Consider the following 22,181-nt stretch of genomic DNA (forward strand, 5'->3'; position numbering starts at 1 on the left):
CCTTTTAACCATTACATTTAAACATGATACAAGAAGGATTACTCATTAGTGTCGGTATGGTTGTACTGATTGTTTTTGGTACACTAGCCATGATTGCTAAATTCTATAAGAAGGTACCTCAAGGTAAGGCATTAGTTCGTACCGGTATGGGGGGCTTGAAAGTCTCTTTTCAAGGAATTATTGTTGTGCCTGTGATCCATAAGTCAGAGGTGATGGATATCTCCCTAAAAACGATTGAAATTAATCGTGAAGGAAAACAAGGCTTGATTTGTAGGGATAATATGAGAGCAGATATTCGTGTAGCTTTCTATGTTAGGGTCAATAATGATGAGAAAGATGTCGCTAACGTAGCACAGACTATAGGTTGTGAGCGTGCTTCAGATAAAGACTTACTGGAAACTATTTTTGAATCCAAGTTCTCGGAAGCCCTGAAGACGGTCGGTAAACGATTTGAGTTTGTAGATCTATACAGCTCAAGAGATGAGTTCAAGCAAGAAGTAATCAATATTATTGGTACTGATCTAAACGGATATGTTTTAGATGATTGTGCGATAGATTACTTAGAGCAGACTCCTTTAGAATACCTTGATCCGGATAATATTCTGGATGCAGAAGGCATCAAGAAAATCACGGACCTTACTGCTGCCCAAAAGATTCAGGCAAACCTGGTGAAGAACGATGAGATGAAACGCATCAAGAAGCAGGATGTAGAGGGTAAGGAAGCTGTTTTGGCTCTGGAAAGACAACAAATTGAAGCAGAGGAAAAACAACGCAGGGAGATTGCAGAAGTGAGGGCAAGGGAACGCTCTTCATCAGAAAGGGTAGAACAGGAAGAACGTTTAAAAGCAGAGCAAGCACGTATACAGTCTGATGAAGAACTGGAAGTGTTGGAGGAAAATAAGAAAAGACAAGTGCTTGTTGCTGAAAAAAATAAGGAAAGAACGGAAGCGCTTGAAAATGAGCGTATAGAGAAAGAGCGTGAGCTTGCAATGAATGAGCGTGAGCGTGTGGTAGAGCTAGCGAAAATTGAAAAAGAAAGAGCGCTGGAAGAAGAGCGTAAGAGTATTCAGGATGTTATTCGTGAACGTATTGCTGTACAGAAGGCCGTGGTGATGGAGGAAGAGCGTATCAAGGATACACAGGCATTGGCTGAGGCAGATCGTAAGAAAGCTGTGGCCATCAAAGAAGCAGAGCAAAAAGCAGAAGAAGGGCTAGTGCAGCAAATGAAGGCGGCAGAAGCTGCGAAAGAAGCTGCTAAGTTGATTGCAGAGCAGAAGAAAGTAGAGGCCGAAACAGAATACCAGACGTCTACACAAAAAGCGGAGTCCATGAAGATTCTGGCAGAGGCGAAATCAGCAGAGATTGCAGCACAAGGATTGGCAGAAGCACAAGTAATAGAGGCAAGAGCCGCAGCCAAAGAAAAAGAAGCAGAAGCAGAAGCAAAAGGTATTGCACTCAATGCAGAGGCCGAAGCCGAAGCAAAGAAGCAAATGGGAGAGGCAGAAGCAAGCAATACAAAACTATTGATGATTGCAGAAGCAGAAGGTATGGAAGTGAAAGCCAAGGCAATCGAGCAGGAAGGACTGGCAGAAGCATTGGTACTGAAAGAGAAAGCAATGGTGGAGGCACAACGTATAGAAGCCGAAGCCGAAGCGATGAAGCACCTGGACAATGCAACCATTGCCCTGGAGCAATTCAAGTTGAAACTGAATACAGAGAAAGAAGTAGCCTTGGCACAATTGGAAATGCAGCGTGAGCTTACACAAGCACAGGCAGGTGTAATGGCAGAGGCTATGAAATCAGCGAATATTGATATTGTTGGTGGAGAAGCAGCCTTCCTTGATCGTATCATGGGATCAATCTCCATGGGTAAATCCGTAGATAAGTTCATGAGCAATAGTGAGACGATGCAGGAAGTGAAAGCAAATCTGCTGAATGGAGAGAATGGAAATGTGATCGAAAAAGTAAGAGGGTATATTGATCAGTTCGGCTTGGGTACAGAGGATATCAAAAACCTGAGTATCGCTGCCCTGCTAAACAAGATGTCCAACATGACAGAGGACAAGCAACAACAGAATGTTTTGCAATCAGCCTTGAAGAATGCCACTGACATGGGGGTTTCTCAATCACTGGTAGGAGACTGGTTAAGGTAAGGTGTTGAATCGTTGAATTGTTTAATGATAACTGGTCGTAGGCTGATAACTGGTCGTAGCGTCCACGCTGATAACTGGTCGTAGGCTCCAGCCTACGACCCACCAGCGATTTCACGGAGGCTCCAGCCTCCAGTTTCACATTACTGGTCTTTGCGTCCTCGCAAAGACCAAACCATCAATTGAGCGTCCACGCTCAAGAATGCTACCATTCTACCAATAAAACACATCGCATAACGCTATGGAAACAACAAGTACTACTCCCTCAGCTACCGAAAATTCCCAGATCTTAGATGCTGGGACCTATGAAATACTCCGAAAACGATTAAATGTACAGGCAGATGGCTTACAGCAGCGTTTACAGCAGTTAAACGAAGCCCGGAAAGAAGTCTTCGGGGCGATGGAAGCTCGCTTGATTGCCACCGAGCGTATTGCCACGGACCATAACTGTGTGCCTCGTGATATGGTGCCTTTGTCCAATGGCTTGTTTCTGTTTGGGTATAATGTGCACATGGGCTTAAAGCAAGAGGTGGCACTCAAGGATGTTTTTAGTATTTATGAATATAGAAAAGAAGACCATTCCTTTCACCCCAAAGAGCTAGGAGGATTAAGTGTAGAGGCATTTCACAAAGACTTTACAGAGCTCTATAAGTATTATAAGGATACCGTATTCTCCAAGTTTTTTGTGCAGGGACCACATCTGTACATGGTTTTCCAGATTGGAAAAACGGCTAAAGATATTAAGGCCTTCAAGTGGTTACTACAAGCTGACGGATTGACGTACGTGGATAACCGTAGCGACCACGAAATACAGTACCCCCGACAGCATGAGTTTGAGTGGAAACGAACCTCCCGAGATTTTCATAGGGAAGGGGCACACCCTCATATCTCTATTGAGGATAGGGTATTCGTAGAAACTGTAGGAGGTGACCTGACCATAAAGGTGGAAGACAATACGGATACTGGAGAGGGAATCTATGCAGAGGAAGTAGAGCTAAAGGAACAGACACTGGATGATGCGGATATTTACTATGCGGATCTGGGAAATCTGATTCTGTTGAAGATTAGACCATTTCAGGAAAAACAATGGCGTTATATCGTATTCAATGAGAAGCTGAAAACAGCGAAACGCATTGATGCCATAGAAGATGCTTGTGTCCTTTTGCCGGATGATCAGGGAATTGTTTTTTCCAATGGATATTACCTGCAAACAGGAGATTATAAAGAATTTGATAGTGAGCTCACGGGGTTACATTTTGAGCGTCGGATGCATTCTCCCAATGGAGAAGATCATTTGTACGTATTTTACCAACCGGTATTAGGGGAGTATGTACTCTTGTCCTATAATGTCATTGCACAAGAAATAGAGGCACCTATCGTATGTCATGGTTTTTCTTTTTTCCGAAATGGTGAACTGGCCTATTTCAAGACCGATAATGAACCAAAGAAAAACCATGGGATACAGGTATGGCAAACGCCTTACTGTCACCCTGATTTTGTGCAACCTACGGAGCATGCCGATAGCTTCTTATTTAAGTTGGGAAATAAGGAGATCGTAAGGGGGATGGCCGATGGATATGCCTTATTAAACCTTTGTCGAAAAGAGGATTCTTATGAGGGATTGTACGCAGATATTGCGAAGCAAGCCATGTCTCTCACCGATAACTACTATTGGACAGCCAAGGAAGAGGCTTTTACCTTACAGGCCTCTTTGGAGGAAATTCGTACTACAGCCACCACGGCGATTGAGGAGTTTGAAAAAGTAGAACGTCAACGAAAGGAAGCAGCCGTAAAAACCAACGCTTTTGAAGAGCAAGCCACACAGCTGCTTCGAAAAGTAGAACGTCACCATTATCAACATATCGATGATTTTGTCCAAAGTCTAATTTCATTAAGAACCCTTAGAGGAGAAGCGATTTCCTTGAAGGAGGTACGTTATATTGACTTGGCATTGCTGGAGGGGTATGAGAAGAAACTTTCTGAGAAAACAGACCTACTTTCCCAAAAGTGCGTATCCTTTCTACTGGAAGAGGAAGCTCTGCAACCTTATCGAGATAAGGTGATTACCGTACAGGAAGCAACGGAACAAGTAGATAAAGTAACCGAGGCAGATGCAACGGCCAATGAGATTGCCAATGTGGGAGGAGAGTTGGAGTTGATGATTGAGATCGTCTCCAACCTTAAGATTGAGGATGCGACACAAACCACTCGTATCATTGACGATATTTCGGATATCTATGCACAGCTCAACCACGTAAAAGCTCGCTTGAAGGCCAAGCGTAAAGAGTTACTGGGGACGGAGGCGGTTGCTGAGTTCAAGGCCCAAATGAAGTTGTTGGGGCAATCTGTCGTGAACTACCTGGATGTAGCAGATACCCCTCAGAAATGTGAGGAGTACCTGACCCGTATCATGGTGCAACTGGAAGAGGTAGAAGGAAAGTTTACGGACTTTGAGGAGTTTTTGGAAGAACTTTCGGCTAAGAGAGAGGAAGTATACTCTGCCTTTGAGACCCGAAAGACCCAGTTACAAGAAGCGAGGAATAAGCGTAGCGCCGCTATGGTTGCTGCAGCGGAACGTATCCTGAAAGGAATTGGCAATAAGCTAAAAGGCTTCAAGGAAATCGCAGAGATCAATGCCCACTTTGCTGCCGATATGATGGTGGATAAGGTAAGGGACTTGATTGAGAAGCTGCATGAAATGGAGGAATCCAACAAGGCAGAGGACTTACAGAGTCAGCTGAAAACCTTAAAGGAGGACGCCGTCCGACAATTGAAAGACAAGCAAGACCTTTTTGTGGAGGGGGAGAATGTCATCAAACTGGGACGTCACCACTTTGCCATCAATACCCAGGAACTTGATGCTTCTATTGTGCAGAAGGGGGAAGATATGTTCTATCATCTGACGGGTACCCAGTTTTATGAAAAGATAGAGGACAAGCCATTACTGGATACCCGTTCCGTATGGAACCAAAGTCTTCCTTCCGAAAATCAAGAGGTGTATAGGGGAGAGTTCTTGTCCTATCAGATGCTTACAGCCATGATAGGACAGCAGTTGCCGTATACGGTACAAGACTTTCTGGAGATGGAGACGAGTGAGCAACTGAAGTCGGTACAAACGTTTATGGCACCTCGTTATCAAGAAGGCTATAACAAAGGGGTACATGATCAGGATGCTTTACAAATACTAAAAGTACTCTTGACGATTTATCAACAGATAGGCTTACTGAGATATGGCCCAGCGAGCAGGGCTTGTGCTTATCTGTTCTGGGAAAAATTCTTGAGCAAAGAAGAAAAGCAACTGTTCAAAAATAGAATTGAAGGAGCAGGACTGATCTTGCAGGTATTTCCAGATGCGCAGGAATATAAAGAGCTGTTGTTTGATCTGGAAACAGGGATCGCGACTTTCCTTGCAGAGACCGATTTATTTGAAACCACAGTACTTAAACAGGCAGCCGAATACCTTTTCCATCAGTTGGTCACTACGGATCATTTTGTAAGTAGTAAAGAGGCTTATACTTGCTATGTTGATTTCTATAAATACCTAAAATTAAAGAGAGTAGAGAAGGATTTTGAGGGTGCGCTTAAAAAATTAAAACAGGCGAAAATAGTACATCAAGTAGATTTACTTAGAGGATGGGTCAATGCTTTTATGACCACATTGGATACTTATAGTAGGGAAGAGTTGTCTCCGTATAAAGAGGAGATCGTCACTTTGCTATTATCTGAAAAGGTAGAGGCTTCCAATGTGCAGGAAGTAGTGGTACGTGAGACGGTAAAAGGATTGGCAGGGGATCATTCCGTGATTCAACAAGGAGAATACTTGTTGGACTATAATGCTTTTATAGACCGCTTGATGACCTATGAGTTGCGAACATTACCACAGTACCATGCTTATTTACAAGTGAAAAATGAGTTGGTGACGACCTTTAAGAAGGCAGTAAAGTTGGAGAGCTTTAAGCCAAGGGTATTATCTTCTTTTGTTCGTAATAAACTGATCAACGAAGTATACCTTCCATTGATGGGTGATAACCTGGCGAAGCAGATGGGTACGGTAGGAGAGAACAAGCGTACCGATTTGATGGGACTGTTATTATTATTATCTCCTCCGGGATATGGAAAAACAACTTTAATGGAGTACGTAGCCAGTAGGTTGGGACTCATATTTATGAAGATCAATGGTCCGGCAATAGGGCATCAAGTGACTTCCTTGGACCCTTCTGAAGCACCGAATGCCACAGCGAAAGAGGAGCTGGAAAAGCTTAATTTGTCCTTTGAAATGGGGGATAATGTAATGATTTACCTGGATGATATTCAGCACTGTAATCCGGAGTTGCTACAGAAATTCATCTCCCTTTGTGATGGGCAGCGAAAGATTGAGGGAGTCTATAAAGGCATTACTCGCACCTATGATTTTAGAGGAAAGAAAGTGTGTGTAGTTATGGCAGGGAACCCTTATACAGAAACGGGAGAGAAGTTCCAGATTCCGGATATGTTGGCGAACCGTGCCGATACCTATAACCTGGGAGAGATTATCGGTGATTCGGATGAGGCCTTTAAGTTGAGTTATATAGAGAACTCCATTACCTCCAATCCTACGTTAAGTAGTTTGAATACGGTGAGTAAGGAAGACCTATACAACTTGATACAAGTGGCCCGTACCGGAAGTAGAGAAGGAATTACGTTTGAGAGTAACTTTTCTGGAGATGCCGTGGATGAGTATGTCAATGTATTGAAGAAGATGCTGAAAGTACAAGACGTAGTACTTAAGGTGAACCAGCAATACGTACGTTCTGCCGCTCAAGAGGATGCTTATCGAACAGAGCCAGCCTTTAAGTTGCAAGGGTCTTATCGAAATATGAATAAGCTGGCAGAGAAGGTCGTTCCCGTGATGAATGAAGAAGAGTTGGACACCTTGTTGCTATCCCATTATGAGGGAGAGTCCCAAACATTGACGACCGGAGCAGAAGCCAATATGCTTAAGTTCAAAGAAATGATGGGGTGGTTGACGGAGGGAGAAGCCCAACGTTGGGAGAGTATCAAGCAGCAGTTCTGTGAGCAACTGAAGGTGAATACCTTGGGAGACCAGGCACAAACACAGGAACTCATGCAGCAAATCAAGGCATTGACCATAGGGTTGCAAGGCATTCAAAATGCCATCGAAAATAAAAAATAGAACGTAACTTCTGTACGTTTTGCGATTATATATTTGGTTCGTAGGAATGTGATTGTCAACGATGAATAAATAACTGTCATACTACCAACTAGCTTTGTTGAATCCGTTACACGGCGTCTCGAATTGAGCTTTGCTCGTTGAATCGTTGATTGAAACCTTACTAAGGTAATCAAACAACAATTCAACTCGAATCAACGAATCAACTCACCGAAGGTGAAATTCAACGATTCAACAAAGCTGACTAGTAGTATGATAGTTAATTATTCACCCTATAGAGCAAATTGTTTTTTAACCAATTAATTTTTTCATGAATTATATACAAAGGGGACTACTTACATTGGTAGGAGTTTTTTCCCTAATCACCCACAGTATGGCCGACTCCGGCGATAAACCCCAATATGCTGTCAGTAAAATTGATCCTGAACTCAAAAAAGGAAAATATTCCGTGGTCAGGGTGGATGAGATGGAGCTAGACGTAATTACACCCACAAAGGCTCTTTTCAAAACCCATTATGTCATCACGATCTTCAATAAGAAAGCAGAAGATTTAGCGGAGCATGCCTTTACCTATGACAACGAAACAGTATTATCCTTTGCAGAGGCCAGGGTATATGATCAAAATGGTGATTTGCTGGATCGTATCAAGGCTAAGGACATGAAGGATGAGGGGACTTACAGACATACTTCTTTGTTTGATGATAACCGTAGAAAAGTAGTTGACCTGAAGCGAACGACCTATCCCTATACGGTAGAGTTTGTAGAGGAGAAAGTGCTGCATTCGACCATGTTTTTACCTTCTTGGGTTGGATTCTCTGATCGCAAGATGGGGGTGGAATCTTCAATATATAAGGTAACGGCTCCTGCAGGAGTATTGAAGTACAAACAGAATGAAATGGCGCCAGAGCCTGTGATTTCCAAACAAGAAGGAAAAGAAACCTACGTATGGAAGCTAGAGCAGGAAGAAGGGATACGAAAGTTTGAAAAGCGCTACCCAATAGCTGAACAGCTGCCTAGCGTAACACTTGCAGCCAATGTTTTTGCAATGGATGGCCATCAGGGAGATTATACGTCATGGAAGACCTTTGGAAAGTGGATCTGGGGGCTAAACAAAGGACAGGACGTCGTTCCAGAAGAATTAAAATACACCATTCATAGCGTAACCGATACGTTACAGACCTCTAGAGAGAAAGCAAAAGCCGTTTACGAATTTGTGCAGCAAAATACCCATTATGTAAACTTGTCATTAGGTATAGGAGGTTTCAAGCCTTTTAGCGTAGAGCAAGTATACCGTACTGGGTATGGAGATTGTAAGGCGCTGACAAATTATACCTATTCATTATTGAAAGAAGTGGGGGTGCCCTCTGTTTATACTTTGGTAAGGGCTGGGCGTGATGCTAATCCTATCGATACGACATTTGTTGCTAGTCAATTTAATCATGTTATCCTATCTGTTCCCTTAGACAAAGATACGGTGTTTCTGGAGTGTACCAGTCAGGACGTACCTTTCGGATTTATTGGTGGGTTTACTGATGACCGTGATGTACTATTTATTACAGAAGAAGGAGGGGAATTAGGTAGAACAAAGCGATATACCCAAGAAGAGAATGTATGGAGCTCAAAAATGGAAGTGTTGCTCGATGAGGAAGGAGTTGCCAGAAGTACCTATTGGTTAAATGCCACTGGAATGATGTATGATAATTTTTACTTCATGTTAGGGGTAAAAGAAAGAGAAAAGCAAATCAAGTTTATTAATCGTTTGCTGGAGGTGAAAAGTATGGAGATTGGTGAGATCGAGATGGAAGAGGAACGGGATGTAATCCCCACATTCCACTTGAAAACAGATTTTGAATCCAGGTTAATGGTGGAGAAAAGTGTGGGACGATTTTTCATTACGCCCAACCAAGTCAATGCGCTGACGAGCACGCCTAAAAAAGCCAAGAACAGAAAGAACCCTTTCTATCAGTACAATGAAGATATAGAAGTAGATACCGTGGTATGGCAGCTGCCAGAGGGGTATAGTTTAGAAAATAAGCCTGCCGATATTCAGTTGAAATGTCCGATGGGTACCTTTGAGGCAACCTATAACGTGGAGGGAAGCCAACTAACATATACTAGAAAACTGGCACTTCAAAAAGGGGTATATGCCCCCGAACTATACAACGAATATGTGGAGTTCCTGAGAAGCGTCAAAAAAGCAGACCGAGAAAAGGTGACCTTTCACAAACAAGAAGAAGACTCACCTAAAAAGGATTTATAATTAGAGCTCATTCAATTTTTTTTCATTTTTAATTTTAACCAAATGCGATTAATCATTACACTGCTTTTATTATGCTTTTTATCTACGGCTTTTGGGCAGTTTAAAACGGCTAAATGGGGTAGGCTATTTAAAGAAGATGTAGAATATACTACATGTGAATTTGAGCCTGAAGCTAAGGCGGTTATTTTGTTTCATGTTGGGAAGTATAATTTCATAGGTTCAAGTAATCAAATACATACAAATATCTATAAGCGTATAAAGCTTTTAACTGATGACGCTGAAGAGTACGCTAATATTGTTATTCCTATTTATACTAAGGATGATACAGAACGCATTTCAGGACTGCATGCTCAAACGTTGGTTGTAGACCCCAATGGTAAATTGCAGAAGTATACTCTAGATAAAAAAGATATATATTATACGAAGCTAAATGAGAATATAACTTTAGTGAAATTCACTTTTCCTCAGGCACAGAAAGGGGCAATTTTAGAGTATAAATATCGAGTAAGAGACAAGAATATTGTTATGCCTGATCCATGGTATTTTCAAAGTGAGAAGATGCCTACAGAGTTCAGCCATATTAAATTTACTTACCCAGATTACTTGGGGTATAAGATAAAGACACAAGGTCATCGCTTATCCTTAAAGTATATGGGTAAGAATAATATTAATGCTTGGGAGTTAGAGAAAATACCTTCAATGAAGGATGTGGATTTTCTTTTTTGCGAGGATGATTATCGACTCCAGCTTTCAATTCAGCTTAATTCCTACAGGACAAATCAAGGCTACGACAAGGAATTCGGTAATAATTGGAATCAAATAGCGAAATCAACACGTCTAGCAGACGCATTTTATAGTTACAATCGGAAAGGGAAATACAAAAAGATTGTAGAAGAGATTGTGCAAGATGATGATTCTGAGCAAGTAAAAGTGTCAAAGCTTTATGCTTATGTAACAACACACTTCAAATGGGACGAGAAGTATGATCTTTACCCTTCACAATCTTTATCAGAGTTGCTAGTAAGTAAAAAAGGAAGCTCCGCAGAACTGAACGCCTTGATGAAAGGCTTGTGCGAGGTGGCAGGTTTACAGGCTGAGTGGGTGGCGAACAGTACGCGTACACATGGAATGATTTTCGAACATATTCCTATGTTTGATGCTTTCAATAACCTATTGGCAAGTGTTGTTGTGGATGGGAAACAATGGTATATAGATACCACACATCCGAAACTTCCATGGAACTTGCCTCACCAAAACTTGCTAACGACTAAGACATTTGCTTTTGAACGCTCAGGAAGCTTCTGGGGAGAGGTAGCGACGGATGAGAGAAGTATGGTGAATATGTACTTTCAGATGGACTATACAGGAGAGGAACCAACCTGTAAGGCCAAAATTAGCTACCAAGGATACGATGCTTACGATAAGAGAAAAGAGCTGTTGAAAGAAAAAGAAGCACTGGAAGAAGAAGAGGATGAGGACGAAGACGAGGAGGAAGATGAGGAGGAAGATGAGGAGGATGCAACCGAGGACGAAGATGATGAAGAGTTTATGCTGCAAGGGTTTGAGGTTGTGAATGCTGAATTGTCTGACCTTGAAAATGTGAATGAGGATGTAACCCTTAGCTTGGAGTGGAAAGCAGACCCATTGACTGAGGAAACAGGAAACATCTACCTGGAGGCCGTAGCACCTACGATATTCAAGGATAACCCTTTTACACAAGAACAACGATTATTCCCAATAGAATTTGATAGCCCGTGGCATTTTAATTATGTAATGACGGTTAAAATACCGAAAGGGTATCGTATCGCAGATCAACCCAAAGGAACAGCTGCCCGACTGCCAGCGAATGTAGGAAAGGTAGTCTATGTGGCTAATGAGAATGCGGGGATTCTAACGGTACGTATGAAGGTAGATATCAATAATACGTATATGCATCAGGATTTCTATCCAAACCTGAAGCAGTTCTTTGATTTACTGTTGGATTACAGTAACAAGAAAATTGTGATGGAGAAAGTAGATATATAATTAGAAATTAATGACGCTATATTTTATTTAGATCATAAAAAAGTGCGCTAACGACTTCTCGTTAGCGCACTTTTTTGTAATTATGCATTAGAGTTTGTTTGGAATGGTGATTAGAGGAATTTTCTTTCTAAATCAGTATTCCAGATAAGATCTTATGTCCTTGAGAAATAAAGGATTACTATACTGCGGGGTACAGCCCTGTGATACAATTAACCAACCCAACAGCTTTAAAAAAGCCCAAGTAACCATGAAATCCTTAAGCTTATGTTTTGTCTTAAGCCTTCTTGTGAGTATAGAAGGCGTTGGACAAAATCAAACCAATGATGTAGCCTTAAATATTAACAAAATACCGTTTCATAGTATCAAAATTCACGGAGATGGAAATTATATAATTCAGTATCATCCAATAGCAGCCATAACGATGGACGCTCGGGTGAGAAACTTCGTGGAACTCAACCATCAGGATGGCACACTTGCTATACGATTAAAAGATAATATCCCTCAGCCTTTATTAAAGCACAAAGCGATACTCTTGGAGTTACCAGATTTACAAAAACTGGAAATCATAGGGGATGGCGATGTTCGCTTACAAGAGTGCCTGGGAAAATCCTCACTCACCATGCATAAATTTGGAAATGGGGATCTGATAGGTAAGGTTATCGCGGAGGTGTTACTTGTCGGAATTAATGGAGAAGGCATTCACGACTTATCAATTCATGCTAAAGAAGCACGCCTGGTACAGAAAGGAGTATCTGAGGTCACTATGAAAACCGAAGGTGGTTATACGATAATAGAGAAGTATGGAACTGGTAGGTTGCAGTTAAACTCCAAGGTAGAGAAGGTGCAAGTGATCGTACAAGATGAAGGAACTATTGACTTGGATCTTGAGGCAAAGGAAGCTGGTCTACGATTAGCTAATGAGGCTAATTTGTCGGGTAAGATGAAAGCCATGGAGCTAACACTAAACAAAAGCAAGGAGGGAGATGTGCAATTGAGTGGAGAAGTAGAGCAAATGAATCTACAGGTTTCAGGAGAAGGTCATGTAAATTTGGAAGGCTTGAAAGTGAACCATTGCCTACTGCATAAAAAAGGAAGTGGGAATCTGAAAATGTATATTCTTCAAACGTTGTCCATGGAAATCAAGGGGAAAGGCTCTGTGCATTACTTGGGGAATCCACAAGTATCTAAGCTCTTGGTACATCAGGAATAGGTTGTTGAAAAATTTACAATGAATACATCAGGGTTTCAGGGTTGAGATCCTTTTTTTATTCAATAACGAAGATATTAATAGACTTAAAGTGTGATTTATACAATTTACCTCCCTGTATGCAGGGAGTTTTTCATTTTTATTTGTCTATATGATAATTTTGTTGTGATAAATAAAATATATGTAAAGGTCTTTTTGTTGAAATATTTTGTAATAAAAATGAATTAAAGTAAAATTTTATCATAAAAATCTTCTTTTAATACTTCCTGATCCCTGAATACAGTGATTTGTAGTGATTTAATAGGTGTATATTTTTTATGTGAGGATTAATTTTTTATAAATTATGTATATCAAAATTAAAAGTAACCCATTTCAAAACCCTTTCCGATAGGTTTTGAATATTCATTGAAGTACACTTATTATTTACTTTATCGACATGCATTGACAAAAAAGGCCCGTTTTGTCAACTGATCTCCTATTGCCTTTATTGAACGCATGCATGTCTTAAAACCCACAACAAACACTTATGCAATTTTGGATCAACACCAGAACACTAAGCATCATTACAATCTTATTGATGACTTTTACAAGTTGTGTCAAAGAACAAGAAATGCCTCTTGTTCAAGTACAGGAGAAGGTAAGTCTTGTTACCAAACGACATGACCGACCAACTGTAGAGCAAGAAACTCCACCATTAGCAAATACAACTCGTCCAAAGACTAGTGATCTTTCCTCAAATGCCCGTACAGCTTTGGGAGGAAACAATGCGCTAGGAGTATGGCTATGGTATATTGAAGGGACAGGGTATTCTTCTCATGCGCAATTAGCCGATCAACTAGCTTCTATGGGAGTCAATAGAATTTATGTAAAGGTAGGAGACGGAACCAATCAATGGGCAGAAGCTACCAATACAAACTTGGTGCAAACCTATAAAGCCAGAGGTATAGAGACATGGGCTTGGGGGTATAATTATCCAGGGAACGTAGAGGCTCAAGCAGACATCGTTTATCAGGCAGCTAAAACGGGGTATGAAGGATATGTGACCGATATAGAGATTGAGTTTGATGGGAAGTCTACAGAACTACATGCCATTTTGGGAGAGTTTAGGGAGGCTATCAGTCAGGCGGTAACCGATGGACATACGACTAATGACTTTAAGCTATACTGTACTTCCTGGGGTAACCCCGTGGATCATGGTATGCGAGTGGATATCATCGATCAATATGTGGATGCTCATATGCCGCAGACTTACCTGGAGGTTTGGGGAAGTTCATATATGTCTAATGCGACTTATTGGGTAAACTACGGTACGCAGGAGTATAGAGATCAGGGCTGTGTTAAACCTATTCACCATATTGTAAGTAACGAATATGATAACATTACGGCGGCTCAGATGAATGAGTTTATTGCTGCTTCAGGGGCGGAAACCTCTATTTGGAGAATACCGGGGGGAGAGTCTCCGTTAAGTATCTGGAATACTTTGGAGCAGTTAAATTGGCAACAGGATATGGGGTATGAGTCTGGAGCAGGATCAGGGGCTGGAACACCGACCGATTATGATGAGCACTGGGCAAGTGTTGAAATTAGCTATATGATCGATAATGGGTATATGTCTGGATATGGAGACGGTTCCTTTAAACCTGATAACACTTTGACAAGAGCAGAATTTGCGAGTATGATTGTAGCAACACTTAATCCTGCTCAAAAACCAGAATATGCCAGCAGAAGTTTTAATGATATCAGTGGACATTGGGCAGAAGCTAAAATATTGCAAGCCGCAAGAGCAGGCTATCTTTCGGGGTATGCGGATGGTACTTTCAGGCCTAACGATCAAATCACCCGTGAGCAACTGTTTGTATCGCTAGCAGGAAATGAAAATATAGTAGCAGGTTGTGAGGCGTTATTGGATGAGTATACGGACAAAGGGAGTATATCTTCTTGGGCCAAAGGAGGTGTAGCAGATGCTACCAACAATAAATTAGTGGCTAATTACCCTACAAAAACAAGCCTATATCCGATGGAGGCAGCTTACAGGGGAGAGGCCGTAACCGCCTTGTATCAGTTAATGGTATTAGAAGGAAATGCTCCGGCATATACCAATGCTTATACGGTAGAATCAACAATTACATGTGCTGGAGGTGGCGGTAGTTCAGCAGGGTATATTGAAGGAGTGCCCTATTTCTATCAGTTGAATAACAGTGTTAACCCTTCTGGGTCTTGCCAAAATACGGGTATGGCTATGGTATTACGTTACTATGGAGCTAATGTGACACCTGATGAGATATCCAACTATTATGGGACAAGTCAGGCACAAACTGTATCTGGTTTTGAAACAGTGTTTAATTCTGAAGCGGCTTATTTTGGTTTGAATGTGAGGGACCAGGGAACAACAACGGGGACCATACAGCAATTGCAACAATTGGTGGCAGAAGGAAAACCTGTCGTAGCTCACGGATATACGACAGGGTATGGACACTTGATTGTATTCTTAGGATTTGACGGAGAATATTATACCGTACACGACCCTTACGGAAAATGGAATCAGGTGCCGTACAGCTCCGGCTATACCAATACATCAACAGCGGGAAAACTGACCCGTTACCATAAGGATGCTATCCGAGATGCGTTTGCGCCTGATGGGTACGTATGGCTACATGAGATAGTCTTTACGCAAGGCAATTAAGCTTATTCGTAATGTTGAATCGTTGAATCGTTGAATTAAGCTTTGCTTGTTGATTCGAGTTGAACCGTTGATTGGCCTCAATAAATATCAATCAACGGTTCAACTCGATTCAACTTATCGAAGATAAAATTCAACGATTCAACGATTCAACTAAACATCCCCAGATTAGTGTGATTCCGCTTTTTTTACAGAAACATGTCTTTTTCTTTGCTGACTTTATTATTTTAGGCGGCAGAAATAAAAAATGCTACTAGAGACCTATTAAGTACAATACTGGTCTTTTGGAGATAAGTTCTTCCTGCTCAGAGGAAGAGCTTTTACTTTAAAATATTTTTTTTACCGGAAGGTCACAAAACTGATTGAACACAATGAGTATTACTGTAAGAAGCTTTGAGGAATTTAAACAATATGAAGGGCAGGAATTAGGCGTTTCAGAGTATTTACAAATCACACAGGAGCAGATCAATAAATTTGCGGATGCAACCCTGGATGATCAGTGGATACACACGCAGCCGGAGAGAGCGGAGAAAGAAAGTGCCTTCGGAACAACCATTGCACATGGATACTTGACCTTGTCATTGGTGCCTCACCTATGGAACCAAATCTTGCAGGCAGAGAACCTAAAGATGATGGTGAACTATGGCGTAGAGAAGCTACGTTTTGCACAGCCTGTAAAGGTAAATGACCGTGTAAGACTGAAAGCAAGCTTGCATTCTATTGCTAACTTGAGAGGTGTAGTAAAAATTGAGGTAGATGTGAAATTGGAAATCGAAGGACAAAGAAAACCAGCGTACTCTGGTATCCTTGTACTACTTTACCATTTCAACGACTAATAATTGACCCATGGCGATGCCATGGGCTAGCCCACGGCACCGCCGTAAATTATAAATAGCCCACGGCAACGAAATGAAATTCAAATAGCCCACGGCAATGAAATGTAAATAGCCCACGGCAACGCCGTGGGTCACCAAAAATTGATCACTCGCTCCACCAACCAAAAGGATGCCATAATGCCAATCCCATAGGCAGGAACCTTTTGTAGATAAACGGGCCAGTGCTTGTAAAGAAGCAGTAACTTGATCCCTGCCAGCACCACAATGACAAATGCGATTTGTCCCAGTTCTACACCTATATTAAAAAAGGCTAGTGCTAAAGGAATCGCTGATTGAGGTACTCCCACTTCCGATAGTGCCCCCGCAAATCCAAATCCATGCAATAGTCCAAAAGAAAAAGCAACGAGCCATGGCTTTCGGCTACTGAGGGTTGATTTTCCTTCCTTATTTTTTAGAATTTCTACGGCCAGAAAAACAATACTTAATGCAATTGTAGCTTCTACCGGAGGTCCTGGAATACTCACCCATCCCAAGGTGGCTAGACTTAGCGTGATGCTATGGGCAATCGTAAAGGCTGTAATGGTTTTTAGAATTTTACTGAATCCTTTCGTAATAATCATTAAAGCCAAGACAAATAAGAGATGGTCAATGCCCTCCCAAATATGTTCTATACCAAGTATACTGTAGTTGTAAATCACCTCCTTACTATTTGGAGAGGAGGGTAATAGGGCACTTGTTTGCTTGGGATTAAGTAGGAGTGTTATGTTTTCCCCATTGAGAAAAGTAGCATTGACAAGCACATCGACCATGGTTTTGTCCAACTGATCAATATGTAGTGTGGTGCCCATTAAAGGAGTGCTTCCTTTCAGTTCATAGGTATAGAGTAAAGCACCTTCAATAGCCTGAGGCACAGCAGAGGCTTGCAGTTGAAAAGAAGGTGCAAAAACAGGTTGTAAACGAAGCACCATATCTCCTTTTCGGGGGACTTTCCACATCACTTTATAGGTACTATCATTACTTTGAGTGATATGCAAATAGGCAGGGCGAAGTTCATGGGCATCGCTTAGAGATATAGAAGTAATCAGTAAAAGGATTATCAATGAGAAAAGGTGAAGAAGGGGGGAGGTCTGTTTCATATTGTGTTTATCGGTTATTGCTTAACGGTTACCGTTTAAATAATTTGCTCACTGCTCACTGCTCACTGCTCACTGCTCACTGCTCACTGCTCACTGCTCACTGCTCACTGCTCACTGCTCACTGCTCACTGCTCACTGCTCACTGCTGAGTAAAGTTCCGTTTCTATTTTTATCTTATAATTATTTTTCATTTGCTCATACATCGCTTCACGGTTTTGTTGAGCCCGATTATACTCATAGTCTCTTTGCAAGACTTTTTTGACTTGCTCAAAGGGAAGGTCTTTTGGAGGCGTTTTTTGGGTAAGATAGAGGATATGTGTTCCATAGGCAGATTGTACTGGTCCATACCACTGTTCCGTAGGCAGTTTTGAAAGTGCTTGATGAAGCGATCCTCCGAAAGTATTCTCGACCTGTTGTTTATTTTGTTCTTGAATAAAGAAAGGAAGCGCACGCAGACTGCCATAGGCATGCAGAACTTCAGGAGAAGCATCTGGCATATTACGCAATAGGCGTTTTGCTTCTCGCATAGGCTCTTTGTACCGATCTTCGGAGAAAACCACTTGATAAAAGCTATAGGTTTCAGGACTTTGATAGCTGCTTTGGTTTGAGGTATAATACCCTTTCAAGGTTTCATCCGTTACTGGATCGGATAAAGTAGTAAGGTCATCAGATAGGAATTCCATTTTTTGAGCCAATCGGCTTTTGATCATCTCATCATTATGGTCCAGGTTCATCCGCAAAGCTTCCCTGTAAAGGATTTCCTGTCGAATATATTTTTGAACGATGCCATTGAGTTCTTCTTGAGTAGGAGGACGTTGCCATTTGAGTTGCCACAAAGAAATCAGATGGTTGAGGTGATTGTCGTCAATCACGATTTGCTTCTCTTCAGTATGCGTTTCTTGTGTTCTATCATAAACGAAAAATAATACTGCCCCTATAAGTAAGAAGTGGAATAGGGGTTCTTTCATCAGTTTTATCATAAGTAGAAGTCTTTGGGTTGGATGCTGCTTGCTAATTCACGATAATTTATTTGTTCATATTGTTTAATTACACTTCGTGTGTTCATGTTGTTTAGTTGAGTTGAATAGAGCTCTGATAAGATCATTTTTCAACTAAACAACATGAACGAGCGAAGCTCAACTAAACAATATGAACAAAAGTGCTCAACCTATTGAAGGTGAAATTCGAGATGCCGCATAACGGATTCCATACCACTATCAAGGGGTATACCAGATTGGGCTACTATAAGCACGTTCCTGCCCGCTAGTTTCAGCTTCTTTCGGTAAGTCTATACCATAACGAAAGGCATCATAGACAATCCATCGAGGAGTAGGAATTTCCAGCACCCTTACGTAGTAGAAAGCTTTAAGGGATGGATCAAAGTCAGGGTCTTTCCATACCGTGGCTAGTTCAGAAGCACCGATAGTGTTGGTCCAGGTGGCACTTTTGAGGTCAACGGTATTACCTACAGCAGGAAGCTTTCCTTTTTTATCGGGTTTGCGGTCGCCAGACCATACCACATCATAGACTTTTTCCTGTGTATTTCCTTGCTTGTCTACCCACCCTTTAATGACTTGAATACGGTCCAGGTTAGCACCTATAGGGTCCTTAAGGGCATAGATCATAAAGGTCGGACTTCCTTTCTGACCCTTAGAACGTAGGTCCCCTCCCATAGGAACACCTTTTTGGTAGCCAGCAAAGGCAGGGTTACGGCTATTGATATCATTTTCGTTAAAGTCCCATCCTCCAAAGAAACGAAGGATCATTCTTGGACCTGTCGTGGCATATACCTCTTTGCGGGCAAGGGCATCCCAGATCGCTTCCCGGGTATTTTCTTTGGCCCATACGCCGGTATAGCCGGAAGATACGAGTTCATACCCCTCGTAAACCCCTATATCGGTTTTGACAAAAGGATGGTGCATACGTTTAGGAGAAGGTTCTGCACTGGTAGCCTTTCCAAAGAAGTTGTCTTCTTCTGCTGTTGATAGGGAGGTATGACTATCGGTGGAGCCCACCGATCCAAATTTATAAGGATTCACGCCAAGCTTTTTCTCCAACAGCAAACCATTCTTCAAGGCTTCTCTTGCGTATTCTCCAGCAAGCATCTCCTCTGTTTTCTTCTGGGTTAAATCCAGGTTGCCGACATCCCAGGTTTCATAATCTGCAAACTCATCAGCAGGCGATAGAATAGGGTGGGTTTCTCCATCCCCCTTGATCTGCGTCCACTCATATAGAGGCTCCCATTTTGCTCTTAAGCGAACATAATTTTCATCGATTTTCTTTCCGGTATATTGCTCGTCCATGGGAAACATGAGACCATTAGAAAGGTTTCCGTTATGTGCAATAGCAAAAGCAGAGCCCCCCGTTGTTTTCTCATAGTTCTCTAGCCAGGCATAAAGGTCTAAGGGATCTGTAGAACCTACAGGAGGTTGCGTGACCATAGGCATCACCTGTTTAGCACGTTCCGCTCCATCCCGAAGCAATACGTTACGGTGAAGGTTATTTCCTTTGACCAGAGAAGTCCACTCAAAACCAATAATCGTGGTGAATTTTCCAGGGTCGTTAAATTCCTCAGCCGTTTTGATCACCCGATTCCAGACAGAGGCATAGACCTTGGAGCCAGGAGAGTATTCCTTGACTAGTCCTTCTGGTAAGGTTCCTTGGGAGAAATTAGTAATTAGGTCAATGGCGGCATCGGCGGCATTATCTCCTCCCGCTTGCAGTCCCTCATACCATTTTTTTCCTTCTGGATAGGCCAATACATTGGAGGCTCCTTTAGCAATATCTTCCGAAAATCCCATCATATCGGAGTGATCTGCAATCACAAGCCAATCCAAAGGTCTGGATAATCGAACGGGTTGATTGGTAGAGGCAACCACCTCTTCCCCTCTGGCAAATCGGAATGCTTCCGCTAGTCCCAAGGTATTGCCAAAGAGTCCGGCATCGGCAGATAGACGGGTATGCAGGTGGGTGTCTCCCCAATAAACTTTGTCAGAGAAGTTACGGGAAGCATAAGGGGAGTAGGATTTTCCCGGATACATGCCGGACAAAGACTCCTTGCTCGGAGTGATTTGTGCGTTTAATGGAAGTATACACCCTAAGAGGAATATACTTAACAGCGATAAGGGTTTGTTCATGGTAATGGTAAGGATAATAAGCTAAACTTGGGTTTATTAGAGTAATCTCCACAATGTCATGTAATTATCCAAAAAATAATAATCAAAAAACTCGTAGAGACACCTTATCAAGGTGCCTTTATTGGATACAGGAGACTCTAGAGTAAAATCAACCATTATTTTGTGAGTGGGTATTGTCAATAATCAATATTTAATTGTCTTTAGAAAATAATAACCACCTCATCTAAAACTATCAACATTATGCGATTCATTGCTATCGTAACGCTTTTTTTACTATTCTTCTCTTCCAAGGCACTACCACTGAATGCTCAGCAGACATCAGCATTGGATAAACGCTCCCAACCTGTATTTGGATTACTGGCAGGGAGCAGTTATTCTCATATACGATATGAAATAGATTTGAGAAACATTATGCCTTCTACAGGCTATTATGTTGGACTTTCCTTGACAACTTATCCGTTTAAAAAATTAAATAGACTTACGTTACTTGGTGAGTTAGGAGTGGTTCGAAAAGGTTATAAACAGGAGCTAGGGCAGCGTTATGATTTTAATTTTAACTATCTGACACTACCAATATTATTGGAGTATGACTTGATAAAAAGTATATCGCTACAAGGAGGAGTAGCAGGAAATAAGTTGATTTCGACCAGTGTAGAACAGGGTACTTTAACCTATAATAATTACGACCTAGACCTTATTGGAGGAGTCAACTTTTTTAAGAATAGGAAGATCAATGTATTTACACGAGTAGTTTATGGGGTATATTCTGTTCTTGATTACTATGAGATTGACCCTCTCGGTAACTTTACTTCCGAAATTCGTGATATTAAACACTTTAACATTATTGCTGGCCTAAAACTCAATTTCAATGATAATCAATAGACTCTTAATCGTGTTCATGATGATTTTACTATTGGCTTGCGATGGAACATTTGTTCCAGACCCAATAGACCCACGCTTACCTAAATATTCTGAAAGTGGAAATGAAACTGCCGGGGCGATGGTCAATGGTAAGGTGTGGGGATCTACGGTGACCAGGTTCTTGTGGATAGAATCTTTTGAGCCAATAGTAGTAGCAGATCCTTTAAGGGATAGCCTGTTTATTGAGTTTATAGGCTATATCGAAGAAGAGCAAACAACCATTCGTTTTCACTTATCAGAACAAGGAATTACGAAGTTTGATGATCTTGAAAATCTAAAGGGACAAAAAATTACCTTAGACGGACAGGATAATACCGCTCTTATAGGAACACGTTATTATTCTCGAAATGCTACCCCAAGAGGTGTGGGGCAAATTTTCTTTAGGTTTACAGATCTAGACTCTACCCGTTTGATCTTATCTGGAACCTTCGGGTTTACCACTACCAATGCATCAGGAAGTACAACAGAGGTATCTCATGGTCGCTTTGATTATAGAATCAACAAAGACAGACAGTTCTATCTGGATACGTCCTATGTTAATACGCCAGATTGGAACCCTGTTCGCATAGATATTTGAATATAGGAGGGTAGTAATACACGAGCGATCATTTCTCATTACAAAACGCTCTTTTTGACTCTTTATTAGAAAATAAGCATCA

Annotated in this window: 12 protein-coding genes; 9 read left to right on the plus strand and 3 right to left on the minus strand. The window is 41.5% G+C overall.

Translation table 11 applies throughout. From position 1 onward, the window contains the following. The first annotated feature begins 23 nt into the window (after positions 1 to 23). The 7 genes from ABD985_RS04775 (at position 24) to ABD985_RS04805 (ending at position 16,328) form a co-directional block, all read left to right on the plus strand. A complete protein-coding gene (locus ABD985_RS04775) occupies positions 24 to 2,153 on the plus strand; it encodes a flotillin family protein (RefSeq protein WP_345369645.1) in 2,130 nt (709 codons plus the stop codon). 238 nt (positions 2,154 to 2,391) lie between these two features. Next, positions 2,392 to 7,323, plus strand: a complete 4,932-nt coding sequence (locus ABD985_RS04780) for a DNA repair ATPase (RefSeq protein WP_345369647.1) — start codon at positions 2,392 to 2,394, stop codon at positions 7,321 to 7,323. Positions 7,324 to 7,630: 307 nt separating this feature from the next. Continuing rightward, positions 7,631 to 9,580 (plus strand): DUF3857 domain-containing protein, encoded by a 1,950-nt coding sequence (locus ABD985_RS04785; RefSeq protein ID WP_345369649.1) that lies wholly within the window; start codon positions 7,631 to 7,633, stop codon positions 9,578 to 9,580. 42 nt (positions 9,581 to 9,622) lie between these two features. Next, complete coding sequence (locus ABD985_RS04790; RefSeq protein ID WP_345369651.1) at positions 9,623 to 11,605, plus strand: DUF3857 domain-containing protein; 1,983 nt, start codon at positions 9,623 to 9,625, stop codon at positions 11,603 to 11,605. A 247-nt stretch (positions 11,606 to 11,852) separates the two neighbouring features. Beyond that, a complete protein-coding gene (locus ABD985_RS04795; protein WP_345369652.1) occupies positions 11,853 to 12,815 on the plus strand; it encodes a GIN domain-containing protein in 963 nt (320 codons plus the stop codon). 523 nt (positions 12,816 to 13,338) lie between these two features. Next, entirely contained in the window at positions 13,339 to 15,495 is a 2,157-nt protein-coding gene (locus ABD985_RS04800) for an S-layer homology domain-containing protein (protein ID WP_345369654.1), read from the plus strand. A gap of 368 nt (positions 15,496 to 15,863) precedes the next feature. Then, complete coding sequence (locus ABD985_RS04805) at positions 15,864 to 16,328, plus strand: MaoC family dehydratase (protein WP_345369655.1); 465 nt, start codon at positions 15,864 to 15,866, stop codon at positions 16,326 to 16,328. Positions 16,329 to 16,459: 131 nt separating this feature from the next. Here ABD985_RS04805 and ABD985_RS04810 read toward each other — a convergent pair whose 3' ends face one another. The 3 genes from ABD985_RS04810 to ABD985_RS04820 form a co-directional block, all read right to left on the minus strand. Beyond that, entirely contained in the window at positions 16,460 to 17,464 is a 1,005-nt protein-coding gene (locus ABD985_RS04810; RefSeq protein ID WP_345369656.1) for a HupE/UreJ family protein, read from the minus strand. 125 nt (positions 17,465 to 17,589) lie between these two features. Further along, positions 17,590 to 18,432, minus strand: coding sequence for a peptidyl-prolyl cis-trans isomerase (locus ABD985_RS04815; RefSeq protein ID WP_345369658.1), 843 nt, complete (start codon positions 18,430 to 18,432; stop codon positions 17,590 to 17,592). 249 nt (positions 18,433 to 18,681) lie between these two features. Then, on the minus strand, positions 18,682 to 20,601 hold the full coding sequence (locus ABD985_RS04820; RefSeq protein WP_345369660.1) for a DUF3604 domain-containing protein: 1,920 nt from the start codon (positions 20,599 to 20,601) through the stop codon (positions 18,682 to 18,684). Positions 20,602 to 20,841: 240 nt separating this feature from the next. Between ABD985_RS04820 and ABD985_RS04825 the strand changes: the two genes are divergently transcribed. Both ABD985_RS04825 and ABD985_RS04830 read left to right on the plus strand, forming a co-directional pair. Continuing rightward, the gene (locus tag ABD985_RS04825) at positions 20,842 to 21,483 is read left to right on the plus strand and encodes an outer membrane beta-barrel protein (protein WP_345369662.1); all 642 of its coding nucleotides are present in this window, start codon (positions 20,842 to 20,844) and stop codon (positions 21,481 to 21,483) included. Then, entirely contained in the window at positions 21,470 to 22,099 is a 630-nt protein-coding gene (locus ABD985_RS04830; protein ID WP_486303786.1) for a Riean_0653 family protein, read from the plus strand. Before ABD985_RS04825 ends, ABD985_RS04830 begins: the two co-directional genes overlap by 14 nt. The last annotated feature ends 82 nt before the right edge of the window (positions 22,100 to 22,181 follow it).

It is taken from the genome of Algivirga pacifica (assembly GCF_039543525.1).
GTDB lineage: Bacteria > Bacteroidota > Bacteroidia > Cytophagales > Flammeovirgaceae > Algivirga > Algivirga pacifica.